The organism is Thermus brockianus (assembly GCF_001880325.1).
GTDB classification, from domain to species: Bacteria; Deinococcota; Deinococci; order Deinococcales; family Thermaceae; genus Thermus; species Thermus brockianus.
Genome location: NZ_CP016312.1, coordinates 1,598,145 through 1,615,449 on the forward strand (window position 1 = coordinate 1,598,145; position 17,305 = coordinate 1,615,449).

At 66.2% G+C, this 17,305-nt stretch carries 19 protein-coding genes; 14 read left to right on the top strand and 5 right to left on the bottom strand.

Annotation, left to right across the window (positions count from 1 at the left end):
- Positions 1 to 67: 67 nt before the first annotated feature.
- Genes A0O31_RS08645 through A0O31_RS08690 form a run of 10 tightly spaced genes read left to right on the top strand, consistent with a single transcriptional unit; the run spans position 68 to position 9,969 of the window.
- Entirely contained in the window at positions 68 to 829 is a 762-nt protein-coding gene (locus A0O31_RS08645; RefSeq protein ID WP_071677515.1) for an ABC transporter ATP-binding protein, read from the top strand.
- Positions 826 to 2,760, top strand: a complete 1,935-nt coding sequence (locus A0O31_RS08650; protein WP_152024422.1) for a long-chain fatty acid--CoA ligase — start codon at positions 826 to 828, stop codon at positions 2,758 to 2,760. The genes A0O31_RS08645 and A0O31_RS08650 overlap by 4 nt, the downstream gene beginning before the upstream one ends.
- Positions 2,757 to 3,650, top strand: coding sequence for a branched-chain amino acid ABC transporter permease (locus A0O31_RS08655; RefSeq protein ID WP_028494572.1), 894 nt, complete (start codon positions 2,757 to 2,759; stop codon positions 3,648 to 3,650). The genes A0O31_RS08650 and A0O31_RS08655 overlap by 4 nt, the downstream gene beginning before the upstream one ends.
- Positions 3,647 to 4,714, top strand: a complete 1,068-nt coding sequence (locus A0O31_RS08660) for a branched-chain amino acid ABC transporter permease (protein WP_028494573.1) — start codon at positions 3,647 to 3,649, stop codon at positions 4,712 to 4,714. Before A0O31_RS08655 ends, A0O31_RS08660 begins: the two co-directional genes overlap by 4 nt.
- 9 nt (positions 4,715 to 4,723) lie before the next feature.
- Entirely contained in the window at positions 4,724 to 5,920 is a 1,197-nt protein-coding gene (locus A0O31_RS08665; protein WP_028494574.1) for an ABC transporter substrate-binding protein, read from the top strand.
- Between the two features lie 43 nt (positions 5,921 to 5,963).
- Entirely contained in the window at positions 5,964 to 6,794 is an 831-nt protein-coding gene (locus A0O31_RS08670) for an ABC transporter ATP-binding protein (protein WP_071677516.1), read from the top strand.
- A gap of 39 nt (positions 6,795 to 6,833) precedes the next feature.
- Complete coding sequence (locus A0O31_RS08675; RefSeq protein ID WP_071677517.1) at positions 6,834 to 7,574, top strand: metal ABC transporter ATP-binding protein; 741 nt, start codon at positions 6,834 to 6,836, stop codon at positions 7,572 to 7,574.
- Positions 7,567 to 8,373: a metal ABC transporter permease gene (locus A0O31_RS08680; protein ID WP_071677518.1), complete on the top strand. Its 807-nt coding sequence runs from the start codon at positions 7,567 to 7,569 to the stop codon at positions 8,371 to 8,373. Before A0O31_RS08675 ends, A0O31_RS08680 begins: the two co-directional genes overlap by 8 nt.
- 15 nt (positions 8,374 to 8,388) lie before the next feature.
- A complete protein-coding gene (locus A0O31_RS08685; RefSeq protein ID WP_071677519.1) occupies positions 8,389 to 8,835 on the top strand; it encodes an RrF2 family transcriptional regulator in 447 nt (148 codons plus the stop codon).
- 9 nt (positions 8,836 to 8,844) lie between these two features.
- A complete protein-coding gene (locus tag A0O31_RS08690) occupies positions 8,845 to 9,969 on the top strand; it encodes a cysteine desulfurase family protein (RefSeq protein WP_071677520.1) in 1,125 nt (374 codons plus the stop codon).
- On the opposite strand, the gene A0O31_RS08695 is transcribed toward A0O31_RS08690, so the two are convergent.
- Entirely contained in the window at positions 9,966 to 11,648 is a 1,683-nt protein-coding gene (locus tag A0O31_RS08695; protein ID WP_071677521.1) for a long-chain-fatty-acid--CoA ligase, read from the bottom strand. The two genes, A0O31_RS08690 and A0O31_RS08695, sit on opposite strands and share 4 nt — an antisense overlap.
- An 89-nt stretch (positions 11,649 to 11,737) precedes the next feature.
- On the opposite strand from A0O31_RS08695, the gene A0O31_RS08700 reads away from it, so the two are divergent.
- Both A0O31_RS08700 and A0O31_RS08705 read left to right on the top strand, forming a co-directional pair.
- Positions 11,738 to 12,364 (top strand): phosphoribosyltransferase, encoded by a 627-nt coding sequence (locus tag A0O31_RS08700; RefSeq protein WP_071677522.1) that lies wholly within the window; start codon positions 11,738 to 11,740, stop codon positions 12,362 to 12,364.
- Entirely contained in the window at positions 12,352 to 12,732 is a 381-nt protein-coding gene (locus A0O31_RS08705) for a cupin domain-containing protein (protein ID WP_071677523.1), read from the top strand. Before A0O31_RS08700 ends, A0O31_RS08705 begins: the two co-directional genes overlap by 13 nt.
- A 6-nt stretch (positions 12,733 to 12,738) precedes the next feature.
- On the opposite strand, the gene A0O31_RS08710 is transcribed toward A0O31_RS08705, so the two are convergent.
- From A0O31_RS08710 to speD, 4 genes are all read right to left on the bottom strand, one after another.
- Complete coding sequence (locus A0O31_RS08710; RefSeq protein ID WP_071677524.1) at positions 12,739 to 13,695, bottom strand: ABC transporter permease; 957 nt, start codon at positions 13,693 to 13,695, stop codon at positions 12,739 to 12,741.
- On the bottom strand, positions 13,685 to 14,608 hold the full coding sequence (locus tag A0O31_RS08715) for an ABC transporter ATP-binding protein (protein ID WP_071677525.1): 924 nt from the start codon (positions 14,606 to 14,608) through the stop codon (positions 13,685 to 13,687). Before A0O31_RS08715 ends, A0O31_RS08710 begins: the two co-directional genes overlap by 11 nt.
- 1 nt (position 14,609) lies before the next feature.
- The gene (locus tag A0O31_RS08720) at positions 14,610 to 15,752 is read right to left on the bottom strand and encodes an NEW3 domain-containing protein (protein ID WP_071677526.1); all 1,143 of its coding nucleotides are present in this window, start codon (positions 15,750 to 15,752) and stop codon (positions 14,610 to 14,612) included.
- A gap of 87 nt (positions 15,753 to 15,839) precedes the next feature.
- Complete coding sequence (gene speD, locus A0O31_RS08725; RefSeq protein ID WP_071677527.1) at positions 15,840 to 16,277, bottom strand: adenosylmethionine decarboxylase; 438 nt, start codon at positions 16,275 to 16,277, stop codon at positions 15,840 to 15,842.
- A gap of 277 nt (positions 16,278 to 16,554) precedes the next feature.
- On the opposite strand from speD, the gene sdhC reads away from it, so the two are divergent.
- Positions 16,555 to 16,920, top strand: coding sequence for a succinate dehydrogenase, cytochrome b556 subunit (sdhC, locus tag A0O31_RS08730; RefSeq protein WP_071677528.1), 366 nt, complete (start codon positions 16,555 to 16,557; stop codon positions 16,918 to 16,920).
- Positions 16,910 to 17,305 (top strand): succinate dehydrogenase hydrophobic membrane anchor subunit, encoded by a 396-nt coding sequence (locus A0O31_RS08735; RefSeq protein WP_071677529.1) that lies wholly within the window; start codon positions 16,910 to 16,912, stop codon positions 17,303 to 17,305. The genes sdhC and A0O31_RS08735 overlap by 11 nt, the downstream gene beginning before the upstream one ends.

The following is a 17,305-nucleotide window of genomic DNA, read 5'->3' on the forward strand; positions in this document are numbered from 1 at the left end:
TATAACGTTGACATTCCCCCGCCGCCTCCCTTATACTTCCCGGCAAACGGTCGTTAGGGAGGAGCCTGTGGCCCAGCTACTCGTGGAGAACGTCACCTTAACCTTTGGCGGCGTGGCTGCGCTTTCCGCCGTTTCCCTTTCGGTGGAGGAAGGAGAACTCGTCTCCATCATCGGCCCCAACGGGGCGGGGAAGACGAGCCTTTTGAACGTCATCTCCGGTTTCTACCACCCCCAGCGAGGGCGCATCCTCTTTGAGGGCCAGGACATCACCCGGGCAAGCCCCCACGAGATCACCCGCAAGGGCATTGCCCGGGCTTTCCAGAACATTGAGCTCTTCTCCGGCCTCACCGTGCTGGAAAACCTCATGCTGGCCCGGCACACCCACCTCCGCTACGGCCTCCTCCAAGCGGGGCTCTTTTACGGCCGGGCCCTGGCGGAGGAGGTGCGGAACCGGAGGTGGGTGGAGGAGGTCATAGATTTCATGGAGCTGGAGCCCTACCGCAAGGCCCTGGTGGGGAACCTCCCTTATGGGGTGCGGAAGCGGGTGGAGGTGGCCCGGGCCTTGGCCCTGGCCCCCAAGCTCCTCCTCCTGGACGAACCCATGGCGGGGATGACCCTGGAGGAAAAGGAGGACATGGTGCGCTTCATCCTGGAGATCCGGGCCCAAGGCACCACGGTGATCCTCATTGAGCACGACCTGGGGGTGGTCATGGACATCTCCGACCGGGTCTACGTGTTGGACTTCGGCCAGGTCATCGCCGAAGGCTCCCCGGCGGAGGTGGCCCAAAACCCCAGGGTACAGGAGGCCTACCTGGGGGTGGAGGCGTGAAGGCGATCCGGCCCTCCTACGAGATGAAGCGCTACACCCTGCCCCAGCTCCTGAGGCTTCGCGCCCTGGAGGAAGGGGACCGGGTGGCCCTTCGGGAGAAGGACTACGGCATCTGGAACGAGGTCACCTACGCCCAGTACTACGAGAAGGTCCTCCTCTTCGCCCACGGGCTCTTGGCCCTCGGGTTTTCCCCGGGGGAGCGCCTCGCCATCATCGCCGACAACATCCCCGAGTGGCTTTACGCCGAACTGGGGACCCAGGCGGTGCGGGGGATCAGCGTGGGGGTGTACCAAAGCTCCCTGCCTTCCGAGATCGCCTACATGCTTGCGTACACGGGAGCGAGCGTGGTCCTCGCCGAGGACCAGGAGCAGGTGGACAAGCTCTACGAGATCCGGAACGAGATCCCCCACGTGCGCCACGTCATCTACGAGGACCCCAAGGGGATGCGGGGCTACCAGGACCCTTGGCTCATCTCCTTTGAGGAACTTTTGGAGCGGGGGCGGGAGCACCGGAGGCAACACCCCGAGGCGGTGGAGAAGCTCCTCCTTTCCGCAAGCCCCGAGGAGGTCTGCCACCTCTCCTCCACCTCCGGCACCACGGGCCGTCCCAAGGCGGCCATGCTCCGCCACCGCAACCTGATTCACATGGGGGTGGCCCTGCAGGAGGTGGACCCCCTCCAGCCCACGGACGACTACCTTTCCTTCCTGCCCCTCGCCTGGATTGGGGAGCAGATGATGTCCGTGGCCATGGCCCTTACCGGGGGGTTCGCCGTCAATTTCCCCGAGGCGGTGGAGACCGCTTTGCAGGACCTGAAAGAGATCGGTCCCCATGTGATGTTCAGCCCCCCAAGGGTTTGGGAGGGGATCCAGAGCAGCATCTGGGTGCGCATCTCCGAAAGCCCTGGCTTCAACCGCTTCGTTTACGAAAGGCTTCTCCGCCTGGGCTACCGGGCGGCGGAGTACCGCATGCGGGGGCGGCCCATGCCCCTCTCCCTGCGCCTGGCCTACGCCTTCGCCGACTGGGTGTTGTTCCGGCCTCTGCGGGACCAGCTGGGCTTCCTGCGCCTCCGCCGTGCCTACACGGGAGGGGCGGCCCTGGGGCCCGATGTGTTCCGGTTCTTCCACGCCATCGGGGTGAACCCCAAGCAGATCTACGGCCAGACGGAGATCATCGGCATCGCCTTCGTCCACCGGGATGGGGACGTGCGCCACGATACCGTGGGCCTCCCCATTCCCGGCACGGAGGTGAGGATCAGCGAGGAGGGGGAGATCCTGTTAAGGTCCGATGCCGTGTGCGCCGGCTACTGGGAAAGGCCCGAGGCCACGGCGGAAACCTTCCGGGACGGTTGGCTCCACACCGGGGATGCCGGCTACCTCACGGAGGATGGCCACCTGGTGGTGATTGACCGGCTTTCCGACGTGATGCGCACCGAGCGGGGCACGGTCTTCAGCCCCCAGTTTGTGGAGAACAAGCTGAAGTTCTCCCCCTACATCAAGGAGGCGGTGGTGTTCGGCGACCGCAAGCCTTTCCTGGCCGCCTTTATCAACGTGGACCCGCAGACGGTGGGCAAGTGGGCGGAGGACCGGGGGCTCGCCTACACCACCTACCTGGACCTGTCCCTGAAGCCGGAGGTGGCGGAGCTTATCCGCAAGGAGGTGGAGCGGGTGAACGGCGAGTTGCCCGAAGAGCTGAAGATCCGCCGTTTTGTTCTCCTTTACAAGCTTTTGGACGCCGACGACGAGGAGCTCACCCGCACGGGCAAGGTGCGCCGGGGGCTCATCGCCAAGAAGTACGCCCCCTTGGTGGAGGCCTTGTACTCCGGGGCCAAGGCGGTGGAGGTGGAGGCGGAGTACCGGTACCAGGACGGCACCGTCCAGCGGGTGCAGGCCCGGGTGCCCGTGCTGGACCTCGAGGAGGTGGTGGCGGCATGAGCTTCGTGGTGGAACTCTTCCTCTCGGGGGTGGTCCTGGGCCTCATCTACGCCCTGGTGGCCCTGGGGTTTGTCCTCATCTACAAGGCGAGCCGGGTGGTGAACTTCGCCCAAGGGGAGCTCATCGCCATCGGCGCCTTTTCCGCCCACTTCTTCCTGGTGGGCCTCAAGCTCCCCGTGGTCCTGGCCTTTGCCTTGGCGCTAGGGTTCACGGCCCTGGTGGGTTACCTTCTGGAAAGGCTTTTCCTCAAGCGCCTGGTGGGGCAGCCCATCATCTCCGTCATCATGGCCACCATCGGCCTGGCCTTTTTCCTGGACGGACTTCTGCACCTCACGCCCTACGGGGCGGGGAGCTACGGCTACCCTCCCTTCCTGCCCGAGGGCGGGGTGCGGGTTCTGGGGGCCCAGGTTTCCTACGCCCAGCTCCTCGCCCTTTTCCTCACCCTGGGGTTTCTTTTCCTCTTCACCTGGTTCTTCCAGCGCTCCACCCTGGGGGTGGCCATGCGGAGCGTGGCCGATGACCAGATGGCGGCCATGAGCCTCGGGGTGTCCGTGGGCAAGGTCTTCGCCCTGGCCTGGGCGGCGGCGGGCCTGGCGGCGGCGGCGGGCGGGGTGATGGTGGGCACCATCTCCGGCCTTAACCTGGACAGCCTGGTCCACATCGGCCTGCGGGTCTTCCCGGTGGTGATCCTGGGGGGGCTTGATTCCATTCCCGGGGCGGTGGTGGCGGGCATCCTCATCGGCGTTTTGGAAAACCTGGCGGCGGGCTTCCTGGACCCCTATGTGCCCGGTGGGGGCACCCGGGACGTCTTCCCCTTCCTGGTCTTGCTCCTCGTCCTTTGGTTCAAACCCCACGGGCTTTTTGGTACGGAGGAGATTGAGCGCGTATGAGAAACCCTTGGGCGCAGACCGGAAACTACCGCACCTCGTATTCCCAGGATGCGAGCCTCTTTGCCACCCACCGGGAGCTCCTTTCCCTCCTCCTTTTCCTGGGTTTTCTCCTCCTTTTGCCCCAGCTCCTCTCCCGGACCCAGGTCTTCATCCTGGACCTGATCCTGGTCTATAGCATCGCCGTCTTGGGCCTCAACATCACCACGGGGTATGCGGGCCTCATCAACATCGGCCAGGCGGCCTTCATGGGGGTGGGGGCCTACACCGCTGCCCTCCTCGCCCCCCAGGGGCTTCCCTTCTGGCTCCTCATCCCGTTAGGGGGGCTGGTGGCCGCCTTCTTCGGCCTTCTGGTGGGGATTCCAAGCCTTAGGGTGAAGCACCTCTACCTGGCCCTGGCCACCCTGGCCTTCCAGGTGATCTTTGAGTGGACCGTGGGCCACCTGCCCCTCCTGAAGCAAGGGGGGGCCATGGACATGCCCCGGGCGAGCTTTTTGGGTTATGAGGCGGGGTTCCGCAACCACTTCCACTTCTGGTACTACGCTTCCTTGGCAACCCTCGTCCTCCTCGCCCTCTTTTTCCGCAACCTCCTGCGCACCAAGTACGGCCGCGCCCTCATCGCCGTGCGGGACAACGACCGGGCGGCGGACGCCATGGGCATGGACCCCGGGCGCACCAAGCTTTTCGCCTTCGCCCTGGGGGCCTTTTACGCCGGGGTGGCGGGGGTGCTGTACGCCTACCTTTCCCGGGCGGTGGTCATAGAGGACTACGTCTTCGCCCACTCGGTGAAGTACCTGGCCATGGCCATCGTGGGGGGGTTGGGCACCTTGGTGGGAAGCTTCCTTGGACCCCTTTTCCTCGTCCTTTTGGACGTGAACATGGAGGCCCTTTCCAACCTCATCAAGGCCTTGGGCTTCAGCGTGGCGGGGGTGGATGTGGCCAGCGCCCTCAGGCCCTTGGCCTTTGGGCTCATCATCGTCCTCTTCCTCATGTTTGAGCCCAGGGGGCTTTACAACTGGTGGCGCATCGTGCGGAGCTACCTCCGCACGTGGCCGTTCAAGTACTAGGAGGGAAGTATGCGCAAGGGTTTGGTGGCGGTTTTGGCGGCGTTGGGCCTGGCCTTAGGCCAACAACAGGTGACCCTCTTCTGGTCGGGGGCCATCACCGGCCCCACCTCGGAGACGGGGGCCCCTTACGGCGCGGGGATAGAGGACTACTGCCGGCACATGGCCCGGGCCATCCCGGGGGTGGTGCTGAACTGCGTGGTGCGGGATGACCGCTACGATAACGCCACCACGCAACGCCTCTTTGAGGAGGCGGTGGACCGCTTTAAAATCCCCATCTATCTGGGCTACAGCACGGGGGCCATGCTCCAGATGAAGGCCCTCATCCAGGAGCTCAAGATCCCCACCCTGCCCGCCTCCAACCACGTGGGCCTGATTGACCCGCCCAACGGGGACTACTACTTCATCCCGGTTTCCACCTACTCCGAGCAGGTGGTGGCCCTTTTGGAGTACATCGCCAAGCAGAAGCGGGGGGCTAAGGTGGCCCTGGTGGTCCACCCCTCTCCCTTTGGCCGAGCCCCCGTGGAGGACGCCCGGAAGGCGGCGCAGCAGCTCGGCCTCCAGATCGTGGACGTGCAGGAGGTGGGGGCGGGCAACCTGGACAACACCGCCCTTCTCCGGCGCTTTGAGGGGGCGGGGGTGGAGTTCGTGGTCCACCAAAACGTGGCGGGGCCGGTGGCCAACATCCTCAAGGACACCCGGAGGCTGGGCCTCTCGGGCAAGATGCGGCACCTGGGGGCGGTGTACACCGGTGGGGTGGACCTGATCGCCCTGGCGGGGGAGGCGGCGGAAGGCTTCCTCTGGGCAAGCCCCTACTTTACCGCCCAGGACGATACCCCGGGCATCCGCCTCCAGAAAGACCTGGTGGCCCGCTTCGGCCGTCCGGCGAGCTACGTGGAGAACCACAACTACACCGCGGGCATGCTGGCGGCGGCCATCGCCATTGAGGCCATGAAGCGGGCCCAGGAGCGCTTCAAGCGCATCACCAACGAGACGGTCTACCAGGCCATCGTGGGCATGAACGGGCCCAACGCCTTCAAGCCGGGACTCGCCGTGTCCACCAAGCAGGGCATTGAGGTGGACTTCACCAGGAGCGAGCGCACCGGGGCGGAGGGGTTGCGCATCCTCGAGGTCAAGGGTGGGCGCTTCGTGCCCATCACCGACCCCTTCACCTCGGCCCTCTTCCGCAAGGTGCACTACGGCAAATAGCCCTTTTGGGCCCGGGGAAGCCCCCGGGCCCCTTTTCCCTGCCATGAGCCTGAACCCCACGCGTCCAGAGGACCTCGGTCCCATCCTCCTTTTGGTCAACAACATTGAGGTGGTCTACCACGACATCATCCAGGTGCTCCGGGGGGTTTCCCTGAAGGTGCCGGAGGGCAGGATCACCGCCCTCCTGGGCCCCAACGGGGCGGGGAAGACCACCACGCTCCGGGCCATCTCCGGCCTCCTCATCCCGGAGGACGGGGAGGTGGTGCGGGGGGAGATCCTCTATGGGGGCAAGCCCATCCATGGCCTTCCCCCCGAGGAGATCGTGCGGCTTGGCATCGTCCAGGTCCTGGAGGGGCGCCGGGTCTTCAAGCACCTCACGGTGGAGGAAAACCTCAGGGTGGGGACCCTGACCCGGAAGGACGCGCGGCTTAAGGAGGAGCTGGAACGCATTTATCACTACTTTCCCCGCTTGGCCGACCTCCGCCACCGCTTGGCCGGCTACTGCTCCGGGGGCGAGCAGCAGATGATCGCCATCGGGCGCGCCCTCTTGGCGAAGCCCAGGCTTCTCCTTTTGGACGAGCCCTCCTTGGGGCTTGCGCCCCTTTTGGTGCGGGAAATCTTTGACATCGTGGCCCGGGTGAACGCCGAGGAGGGGGTGACGGTCCTCGTGGTGGAGCAAAACGCCCGGGTGGCCCTTTCCATCGCCCACTACGGCTACATCATGGAAACGGGCCGGATCGTCTTGGAGGGGGATCGGGACTACCTCTTGGAGAACCCGGACGTGCAGGAGTTCTACCTGGGGGTGGCCAAGGGTGGGGGGCGCAAGAGCTTCAAGGAGGTGAAGGCGTACAAAAGGCGCAAGCGCTTCATGTAGCCCTTGACCAAATAGTGAAAACTCAGTATCGTTAAGGGCGTGTGGGCCCTGGAAGTAGAGGACCTTTCCGTGCGCCTGGGGGAGTTCTGGGTCCTGGAAGGGGTTTCCTTGAGGGTGCCGGAAGGGGCCTTTGTGGCCATCGTGGGGCCCAACGGGGCGGGAAAGAGCACGCTCCTAAAGGCCCTTTTGGGCCTCGTGCCCTTTCAGGGGCGGGTGCGGGCCCTGGGCCGCCCCTTGGCCCAGGCCGACCCCCGCTGGTTCGGCTACGTGCCCCAGATCAAGGCCTTTGACCGCACCTTTCCCGCCCTGGCGGTGGAGCTGGTGGCCACGGGGCTTCTTGGGCGCTGGCCCTTCCGCCTAAGCCCTGGCGTGCGGGCGGAGGCCCTTCGCGCTTTGGAGCGGGTGGGGGCGGAAGGCCTGGCGGAAAGGCCCTTGGGCCGGCTTTCCGGGGGGCAACTCCAGCGGGTCTACCTGGCCCGGGCCTTCGCCCGCAGGCCCAGGCTCCTCCTCCTGGACGAGCCGGCCACGGGGGTGGACCGGGCGGGGGAGGTGGACCTGTACCGTTACCTCGAGGCCTACCAGGTGGAAACGGGCGCCACGGTGCTCATGGTCACCCACGACTGGGAGGCGGCCCACCACGCCAGCCACGTCCTGGTGCTCAACCGCAGGGTGGTGGGCTTCGGCCCGCCCGAGCGGGCCCTAAGCGAGGAGTGCCTGCGCCAGGCCTTCGGCCACCTGGGCCACGCCCACGGCCTCTACCTGGGGGGAAGCGGTGCTTGAAGCCTTGGCCTACTCCTTTTTCCAGCGGGCCCTCTTGGCGGGGGTTTTGGTGAGCCTTCTCGCCGGGCTCCTTTCCCCCTTCGTGGTGCAAAGGCGCCTCTCCTTCCTGGGGGACGGCCTGGCCCACGCCGCCTTCGCCGGGGTGGCCTTGGGGCTTTTCCTGCGGGGGGAGCCCCTTTGGTTCGCCCTGCCCTTCACCCTTCTGGTGGCCCTGGCCATCACCTTCGTTAAGGAGAGGACCGAGCTTTCCGAGGACACCGCCATCGGGGTCTTCTTCGCCCTTTCCGTGGCCCTAGGGGCGGTTTTCCTGGCCAAGGCCAAGGGGTACGTGGGGGACGCCATGGGCTACCTCTTTGGCTCCCTTTTGGCGGTGGGGCCGGAGGACCTTTGGGCCTTGGGGCTTCTTTGCCTCTTGGGGCTTTTCCTCTTGCCCCTTTGGGGGGCCTTGGCCTACGCCACCTTGGACCGGGAGCTCGCCCTGGCGGACCGCCTGCCCGTGGTCTTTCACGATTACCTCCTTTCCGGCTTTATCGCCGTGAGCCTGGTCCTGGCGGTGAAGGTGGTGGGGGTCCTCCTGGTGGCGGCCTTCCTGGTCATCCCCGGGGCGGCAGCCCGGCTCCTCTCCTCCACCTTCGCCCGCATGACCCTCCTTTCCCTCCTCTTCGCCCTCCTTTCCACCCTCCTTGGGCTTTTCCTCTCCTTCCTCCTGGACTGGCCCAGCGGGGCCAGCGTGGTCCTGGCCCAGGCGGCCCTCTTTGCCCTCGCCTTCACAAAAGCGCTATTTCCGCACGGCAAATAGGGATATACTGAGGGTATGTGGGTTTCCACGAAGGCCCAGTACGGCCTGAGGGCCCTGGTGGAGATCGGCCTCCGCGCCCCCGAGGCGGTGCCGCTTAAGGAGGTGGCCGAGGCCCAGGGCATCAGCCAGCACTACCTGGAGCAGATCGCCGCCCAGCTTCGCCGTGCGGGCTTCATCCGCTCCGTGCGGGGGGCCAAGGGAGGGTACCGCCTGGCCCGCCCCCCGGAACGGGTCACCGCCTTGGAGGTGGTGGAGGCCCTGGAGGGAAGCCTGGCCCCCGTCTCCTGCATTGAGGACCCGGAGAGCTGCGCCAAGGTGGGGCAGTGCTCCACGGAGCTCCTTTGGAAGCGGGTGGACCTGGCCATGCGCCAGGTCCTGGGGGGGACCACCCTCAAGGACCTCATTGAGGAGCGGAAGCTCATAGAGGCGAGGCGCCTGATCCAACTGGAGCCCACCGGGTAGCCTAAGGGGGTGCGCGGGATCTACCTGGACCACGCCGCCACCACCCCCCTGGACCCCGAGGTGCGGGAGGCCATGCGGGGGGTGGAGGAGGCCTTTGGCAACCCCTCCAGCATCCACCGCTTTGGCCAGGAGGCCCGGCGGGTGCTGGAGGGGGCGCGGGAGAAGGTGGCCTCCCTCCTCGGGGTGAGGCCCCGGGAGGTGGTCTTCACCAGCGGGGGCTCGGAGGCGGACGCCCTGGCCCTCCTGGGGGTGGCCTTGGCCAAGGGGCGGGGGCACGTGGTGAGCACCGAGGTGGAGCACTCGGCGGTCCTTGGGGCCCTAAGGCTTCTGGAGCGCCTGGGCTTCGCCGTGACCCGCCTAAAGCCCGACCGCTTCGGCCTTGTCTACCCCGAGCAGGTGGCGGAGGCCTTGAGGCCCGACACCTTCCTGGTGAGCGTCATGGCCGCCAACAACGAGGTGGGTACCCTTTACCCCATCCGGGAGATCGCCCAGGTGGCCCACGCCCGGGGGGTTCTCTTCCACACGGACGCCGTGCAGGCCATAGGCCACGTCCCTTTGCGGGCGGACGAGGTGGAGGCGGATCTGGTTTCCCTAAGCGCCCACAAGTTCCACGGGCCCAAGGGGGTGGGGGCGCTTCTGGTGCGCCAAGGGGTGGACCTCGTCCCCTTGGTGCCGGGAACCCAGGAAGGGGGGAGGCGGGGGGGGACGCCGAGCCCGGTCCTGGCCTGGGGTATGGCGGTGGCCTTGGAGAAGGCCTTGAGGCTCCTGCCCGAGGAAGCGCCGCGCCTCGCCGCCCTGAGGGACCGCCTCGAGGCCGGCCTCCTCGCCGTGCCCGGGGTGGAGCGGAACGGCCACCCCACGGCCCGCCTGCCCCACCTGACGAACGTCACGGTGAAGGGGGCGGATGGGGAGGCCTTGCTCCTCGCCATGGACCTCCTGGGGGTGGCCGTTTCCTCGGGCTCCGCCTGCTCGGCGGGGAGCCTCGAGCCCTCCCACGTCCTCCTGGCCTTAGGCCGCCCCCCCCGGGAGGCCAAGGCTTCCTTGCGCTTTTCCCTGGGCCGCACCACCACCCTGGAGGAGGTGGATAAGGCCGTGGCCGCCTTTGGGGAGGCGGTGGCGCGGGCCCGGGGTTAGCCTTGCCGCTTGGCGAACTCCTCCCTAAGCTCCCGCCTTAGGATCTTCCCCACGCTGGACTTGGGGAGGCTATCGCGGAAGACGAGGATGCGGGGTACCTTGTAGGCGGCCAGGTGCTGGCGGCAGAAGGCCTCTATGTCCTTTTCCGTCACCTTGCCCCGGTACTCGGGTTTGAGGACGAGGAAGGCAGCCACGGTTTCCCCGCGGTAGGGGTCGGGGACGCCCACCACGGCGGCTTCCTGGACGGCCGCGTGGGTGTAGAGGACCTCTTCCACCTCGCGGGGGTAGATGTTGTAGCCGCCGGCGATGATCATGTCCTTTTTGCGGTCCACGATGTAGAAGTAGCCGTCCTCGTCCATGCGGGCCATGTCGCCGGTGTAGAGCCAGCCGTCCTTGAGGGCCTTTTGGGTTTCCTCGGGGCGGTTCCAGTAGCCTTTCATGACGTTGGGGCCCTTGACGATGAGCTCACCCACCTCGCCCAAGGGGACCTCCTTGCCCCCCTCGTCCACCACCTTGGCCTCCACGCTGGGGAGGGGCATGCCGATGGAGCCCTTTTTCACCACCCCTTCCACGGGGTTGGAGTGGGTCACAGGGCTCGCTTCGGAGAGGCCGTAGCCCTCAATGAGCCTGGCTCCGGTGATCTCCTCAAAGCGCTTGGCCACCTCCACGGGCAGGGGGGCCGCCCCCGAGAGGCAGATGCGTATGCTTTTGACGTTGCGCTTCTCAATCCCGGGGAAGTTGTTGAAGGCCACGTACAGGGTGGGCACCCCGGGGAAGTGGGTGACCTGGTGCTTCTCTATGGCCTCCACCACGGCGTGGATCTCCGGGCGGGGGAGGAGGACAAGCTTGTAGCCGGAGAAGAGGCCGTAGTTCATGGCCACGGTCATGCCGTAGACGTGGAAGAAGGGAAGGGCCCCGAGCATCACCCCCTTGCCCAAAAGCTCCCTGGAGGTGGGGTCCCAGGCGTCAATCTGCAGGACGTTGGCCACCAGGTTGCGGTGGGTGAGCATGGCCCCCTTGGAGATCCCCGTGGTGCCGCCCGTGTACTGGAGGAGGGCGAGGTCCTCGGGATCGGCCATGTGGGGCGCGGCGGGGGGGCGCTTGAGGAGCTCAGTGAAGGCGAAGAAGCCTTCCCGCTTGGGGAAGCCCAGGGGAAGCTTGTCCCTTTTGGCCTTCAAGGGGTAGAGGAGGTTCTTGGGGAAGGGGAGGAAGTCCTTGATGCCCGTGACCACCACCCGCTTTACGGGCGTTTCCTTTTCCACCTCCAGGAAGCGGGGGAGGAGGTGGTCCAGGATGATGAGGGTCTCCGCCCCGGCATCGGCCAGCTGGTGCCTGAGCTCCCGCGGGGTGTAGAGGGGGTTCACGTTCACCCCCACGCCCCCCGCCAACAGGGTGCCGAAGAAGGCCAGGACGAACTGGGGCGTGTTGGGGAGCATGATGGCCACCCGGTCCCCCGGCCTTACCCCGAGGTCCTTTAGCCCCTGGGCGAAGCGGCGGGCCAGGTCCCAGGTTTCCCCGTAGGTTAAGGTTTTCCCCAGGAACTCCAGGGCCACGTTCTTGGGAAAGCGCTGGGCGCTCTCCTCCAAAAGGCGCCAAAGGGGGATGGGGGGGACCTCTACCTCCGCCGGGACACCCGGGTCGTAGTGGGCCAGCCAAGGCTTGGTGCCGACTTCAGACATGCTACCCTCCTTTGCCCCCCAGGTTACCAAACTCTTTATACCGCGTTCAAGACTGTGGACTGGTGTAGCATGGATACTGGAGGTTTCCTATGCGCTTCCGTGACCGCCGGCACGCCGGAGCCCTTTTGGCCGAGGGCATAAAACCCCTAGGCTTGGAGCGTCCTGTGGTCTTGGGGATACCCCGGGGTGGGGTGGTGGTGGCGGACGAGGTGGCCCGGCGCCTGGGAGGCGAGCTGGACGTGGTCTTGGTGCGCAAGGTGGGAGCGCCCGGCAACCCTGAGTTCGCCCTGGGGGCGGTGGGGGAGAAGGGGGAGCTGATCCTGCGCCCGTACGCCTTTCAGTACGCCGACAAAAGCTACCTGGAAAGGGAGGCGGCCCGGCAGAAGGACGTGATCCGCAAGCGGGCGGAGCGCTACCGCAAGGTGCGTCCCAAGGTGCCTCTTTCGGGGCGGGATGTGGTCCTGGTGGACGACGGCATCGCCACGGGTTCCAGCATGGAGGCGGCCCTTTCCGTGGTCTTGACGGAAAACCCCAGGCGGGTGGTGGTGGCGGTGCCCGTGGCGAGCCCGGAGGCGGCGGAAAAGCTCAAGGAGCGGGCGGAGGTGGTGGCCCTTTCCACTCCCCCCGACTTCGCCGCCGTGGGGGCCTACTACCTGGACTTCAGCGAGGTCACGGACGAGGACGTGGAGGCCCTTTTGCTACAATGGGCGGCATGAAGCCCGTGGTCAAGCAAGCGGCGAGCGTGGAAGCCCGCCCCGTGGAGCGGGGGGAGAAGGCCTTTATCCAGGTGCTCATCGGTCCCGAGGACGGGGCCCCCCACTTCATCACCCGCAAGTTCACCCTCCTTCCTGGAGGGCGCATCCCCAGGCACAAGCACCCCACCATTGAGCACGAGCAGTACGTGCTTTCCGGGCGGATGAAGGTCTTCCTGGGGAACGAGGTGCGCGAGGTTTCCGCCGGCCAGGCGGTCTACATCCCCCCGGACACCCCCCACGCCTACGTGAACGAGGGGGATGAGCCCGTGGAGTTCCTCTGTGTCATCCCCAAGACGAGCGCCTACGCCACGGAGTGGCTGGAGGAGTAGCCCTTCTCAGGCCCGCACCTCCTGCCGCTGGAAGGCCACGTAGGCCAGGGTGAAGAGGAGGATCACCAGGGCGAAAAGCCCGGTGAGCTGGGGCCAGACGAGGAGGAGGCTTTGCCCTAGGGGCAGGGGGGTGCCGAGCACCGCCCCCTCCAGCTGGGTGATGAGGATGGGCCCCAGGGAACGCACCGCCGGGTTGAGGACGGCGGTGAGGGTTTCGGCGTAGAGGGTGTTGGGGGAAAGCCGGGAGATCCAGAGGGCCAGGTTGGCCTGGCGGAGTTGGCTTTCCGGGTCAAAGGGGTCGGCCTGGAGGAGGAGGGCGTTGGCCGCCAGGTCGGTGAGGATGGGGTAAAAGACGGCGAAGAAGAGCCAGACCCCGATGGCGGCCAAGGCGGCGGTGGCGGGCTGGCGGAAGAGCACCGAGAAGAGAAGGCCTAGGGCGAGCCAGACCCCTGCGTAGGCCAGGGTGGCCAGGAGGAAGAAGAAGGCGCGGGCCATCTCCTCCGCCTCAGGGGGCACGCCCAAGGTGAAGAGCCCAAGGCCCACCACCAGGAGGAAAAGGGCGAGGAGGAGGACCGCCAGGGTGCCAAGCCCCGCCAAGAACTTGCCGAAGAGGAGGGCGTCCCGGTAGATGGGTTGGGAGAGGATGCGGGAAAGGGTGCCCCGGGCGTACTCCCCGTTCACGGCGTCAAAAGCTAGGGCGATGGCCGCCAGGGGCACGAAGAAGGAGAGGAAGCCCACGAAGGAGGGCAGGGGGTCTTGGGCCGTGGTGAGGAGCTTGAGGTAGAGGTAGGGGTCTTCCCCCACGGTCTGCCTTAAGGTCTGGGTACCCGTGTACAGGGCAGCCAGGGCGGAAAGGAGGATGAGGGCCTCCAGGATCCGCATCCTGAGCCCCGAGAGGTGGTCCGCCATCTCCTTGAAGAAGACGGCCCAAAGCCCGGTCCAAGGGGAACCCTCACGCCGCATGGGCCACCTCCTTAAAGTAGTGGGCGTAGACCTCGTCCAGGTTCGGTTTGCGCAAGGCAAGGCCATAGAGGCTACCCTGCGCCACGGCGATGCGGGCAAGCTCAGGCCTGAGGTCCCGGGTGGCGAGGATGCGGTAGTGCCCTTCCCCCGCCTCCACCTTGGCTACCCCGTCTAAGGCGGCGAAGGCCTCGGCGAGGCCCGGGCTCGCCTCCACCTGGATCTCGTACCCGCCCCCGAGCACCCTTTGGGCGAGCTCCTCCACGGTGCCCAAAAGGGCGAGCCTTCCCTTGTGGAAAAGCCCCACCCGGTCGCAGATCTCCTGCACCTGGTGCAGGAGGTGGCTGGAAAGGAGGACGGTGATGCCCTCCTGCTTTAGGCCCTTGATGAGCGCCAAAAACTCCCGGGCGGCCTCCGGGTCCAAGCCCAGGGTGGGCTCGTCCAGGATGGCCACCTTGGGCCGTTTGAGGAGGACCTCCGCCAGGCCCAGGCGCTGGCGCATCCCCCGGCTGAAGGCGGAAACCCGCCGGTCCCTTACCTCCCAAAGCCCCATGCGCTTTAGCACCTCCTCAATCCGGGCCTTGGCCTCGGCCTCGGAAAGGCCGAGAAGCCTTGTGGTGTAGCGCAGGTTTTCCCAGGCGGTGAGTTCCCCATAGAAGCCCACCTGGTCCGGGAGGTAGCCCACCTTCGCCTTCACCTTCAGGGGCTCCCGCATGGGGTCAAGCCCCAGGACCCGGGCCTCGCCTGCGGTGGGCTCGGTGAGGCCCAGGAGCATGAGGATGGTGGTGGTCTTGCCCGAGCCGTTGGGGCCGAGGAGGCCGAAAACCTCCCCCTCCGCCACCTCCAGGTTCAGGTCCTCCACGGCCACCACCCGGCTGTAGCGCTTGGTGAGGCCGCGGGTTTGGATGACCGCCATGCTACCTCCGGCCGAAGCGGTTCACGGCAAAGCCCAGGACCAGAAGGGCCACGGCCATGATGCCCACCCCCACCAGACCCCAGAGGCTGGAGCGCACCACGGTGGCCCGGTAGTCCAGGCTTTCCGAGACCCCCTCGTCCCCCGAGAGGGAAAGGGTCACCATGTAGTCCCCCGTGACCGCCTTGGGGGAGGGCTTGATGCGGGCGGTAATTTCCTCTTCCTGGCCGGGGTTCAGGGCTTCCAGCTTTTCGGGTTCAAACTTCACCTCCCACCCCGAGGGCTCCATGGCGCTGAAGGAGAGGTTCTTGGCGGGGGCGCTTCCCTCGTTTTTCACCACGAGCTTCACGGCGTTTTCCCGGCCCGCCACCACCTGGCCGGAAAGCCGCCCTTCCTTGGTGGTGAAGCGCACCTCGGGCCGCCCCGTGACCTCCAGGGTGAGGGCGAGCTCCGCCCTGGCCTCCCCCGCCACCGCCCGCAGGGTAAGGCCGTAGGTGTCCGCCTGGGTGTCCTTGGGCAAGGAGACCTCCACGTCCAGATCCTTGCTTTCCCCGGCCTTGAGGGGCAGGCTCGTCACCTGCTGGCTGGCGAAGGCGGGGGTGAAGGTGACCTGGAAGCCCTTGGGGGCCTCGTACTCCAGGGAAACCAAAAGGTCCCGGTCGGACTCGTTCTTGAGGGTCACCCGGTAGCGGAAGGCGCTGGTGGGGGGGCCTTTGAGCACGGGGAGTTCGGCCTCGAGGCTAAGCCGTTGCGGCAAGCCTTGGCCCACCACCAAGGCGATGGGGAGGCTCGTCGTTTGCCCTAGGCCCTCGGCCCGCACCAGGAAGCGGTAGGTGCCCGGCTTCACCTCCTTAGGGGGCTGGAGCCTAAGGGTCAGGGTGGCCTCCCCGTCCGTGGCCAGGTGCACCGCCCGCACGAGCCGGCCGCCCCCAATCAGGCTCGCCTGCCAGCCCTGGGGAACCTCCGCCACGCTTAGGCGGATCACCCCAGGCGGAAGCCCGTAGTTCTTCAGGGTGAGGGTCAGGTTGACGCTTTCCCCCGGTTGCACCCCCATCTCGGGGTAGGGGGTGCCCAGGGAAAGGCCCCGGAAGTTTTGTGCCAGGGCAAGACCCAAGAGGAGCACGAGGGGAAAGAGCCTACGCACCATACCTAAGCCTCCTCTATCAAGGCTAGGCAGAAAGGATGAGCGCAAAATGAAAACCCCGGGCGTGCCCGGGGAAGGGGGGTGGGCCCGCTAGCTGACCCGGGCCTCCAGGTACTCCCGTTCGCCCAGGACAATCTTCCGGGCCAGCTCGGGGTCCTTGGGGAACTCCTTGCCCCGGTGGATCATGTAGGTCTCGTAGCGCCCGATCTCAAAGACCTCGGCCAGCTTCTTCAGGGCCTTGGCCATGTCAAAGGCCTTGCAGGAAAAGATGTCGATGGAGAGGAAGCGCTTCTTGGGGAAGGTGTGGATGGCGATGTGGCTTTCGGCGATGATCACCACCCCCGTCACCCCGTCCTCCCCGTTCGGGCCGTAGCTGTAGACGAAGGGGGGGAGAACCTTGGTCATCTCCATCTCCTGGGGGAGCTCGTCCAGGACGCGGCGCACCAGCTCAGCGTCCTGGAGCTTAATGGGGTTGGCGTCGTACCCGTCCACCATGAGATGCGGACCGAATCCGAAGAGTTCCACCATGACCACCTCCTTCCCGTGCCCCCCGGGGTATCCCCCGCGGCACGCCCCCCATTATGCCCCCCCTCCCCCCCCTGTCAATACCTCGTTCCCGGGCGGGAAAAGCCCGCCTTGCCCCTGGGAAGGCCCCCTTCTTGGGGCGGTGGGGGCAGCCAAGGGGGAAGCTTCGTTGGGACCAAGCCTCGTATACGGGCATGGGGTATAGGACGGCGGAAAGGTGGGCTGCCCGACGCAAGGGCCCAGGGGGAAAGGTGTATGATAACTCCGGCAAGGAGGTGCCATGTACAGGGGAAGAGAAGGGCAGTGGGCGTTTTACCTGCACCGGATCTCAGGCCTGGGCATCCTGGTCTTCCTCATGCTCCACGTGGCCAATATCTCAAGCGCCATGTGGGGGCCGGAGGTGTCCAACGCCCTCATGAAGTTCTACCACCAGCCCGTGTTCCAGGTGGGGCTATTGCTCCTCATCGCCGGGGTGCTCTACCACGGGTTCAACGGGCTTAGGATCATCCTCATGGACTTCACCACCTGGGGGGTGCGCTACCAAAGGCAGCTTTGGTACGCCGTCTGGGTGCTTTTCGTCCTCTTCTACCTGCCCTTCCTGGTGAAGATTGGCGGGGGCATCCTGGGAGGGAGCCATGGCGATTAAGTCCAAGCGCTACCAAGAGGCGAGGCTCGAGGCCAGCACCAACCTGGAGCTTTACTGGTGGGTTTTCATGCGCATCTCCGGGGTGGTCCTCGTCTTCCTCCTCATCGGCCACATGTGGATGAACGCCGTCCTCATGGACCTCAACAAGATTGATTACAACTACGTGGCCAAGAGACTTTCCCAGACCACCTGGAAGATCTACGACTGGCTTATCCTGGCCCTGGCCCTCCTGCACGGGACCAACGGGCTTCGCTACGTTCTGGACGATTGGATCCGCCATCCCGCCAAGCGCTTCTGGACCAAGGTGGTGCTCTACGGCCTCATCGCCTTCCTCTTCGTCCTGGGGAGCCTGAGCCTTTTTAACCACGACTTTGGGGTGAACTAG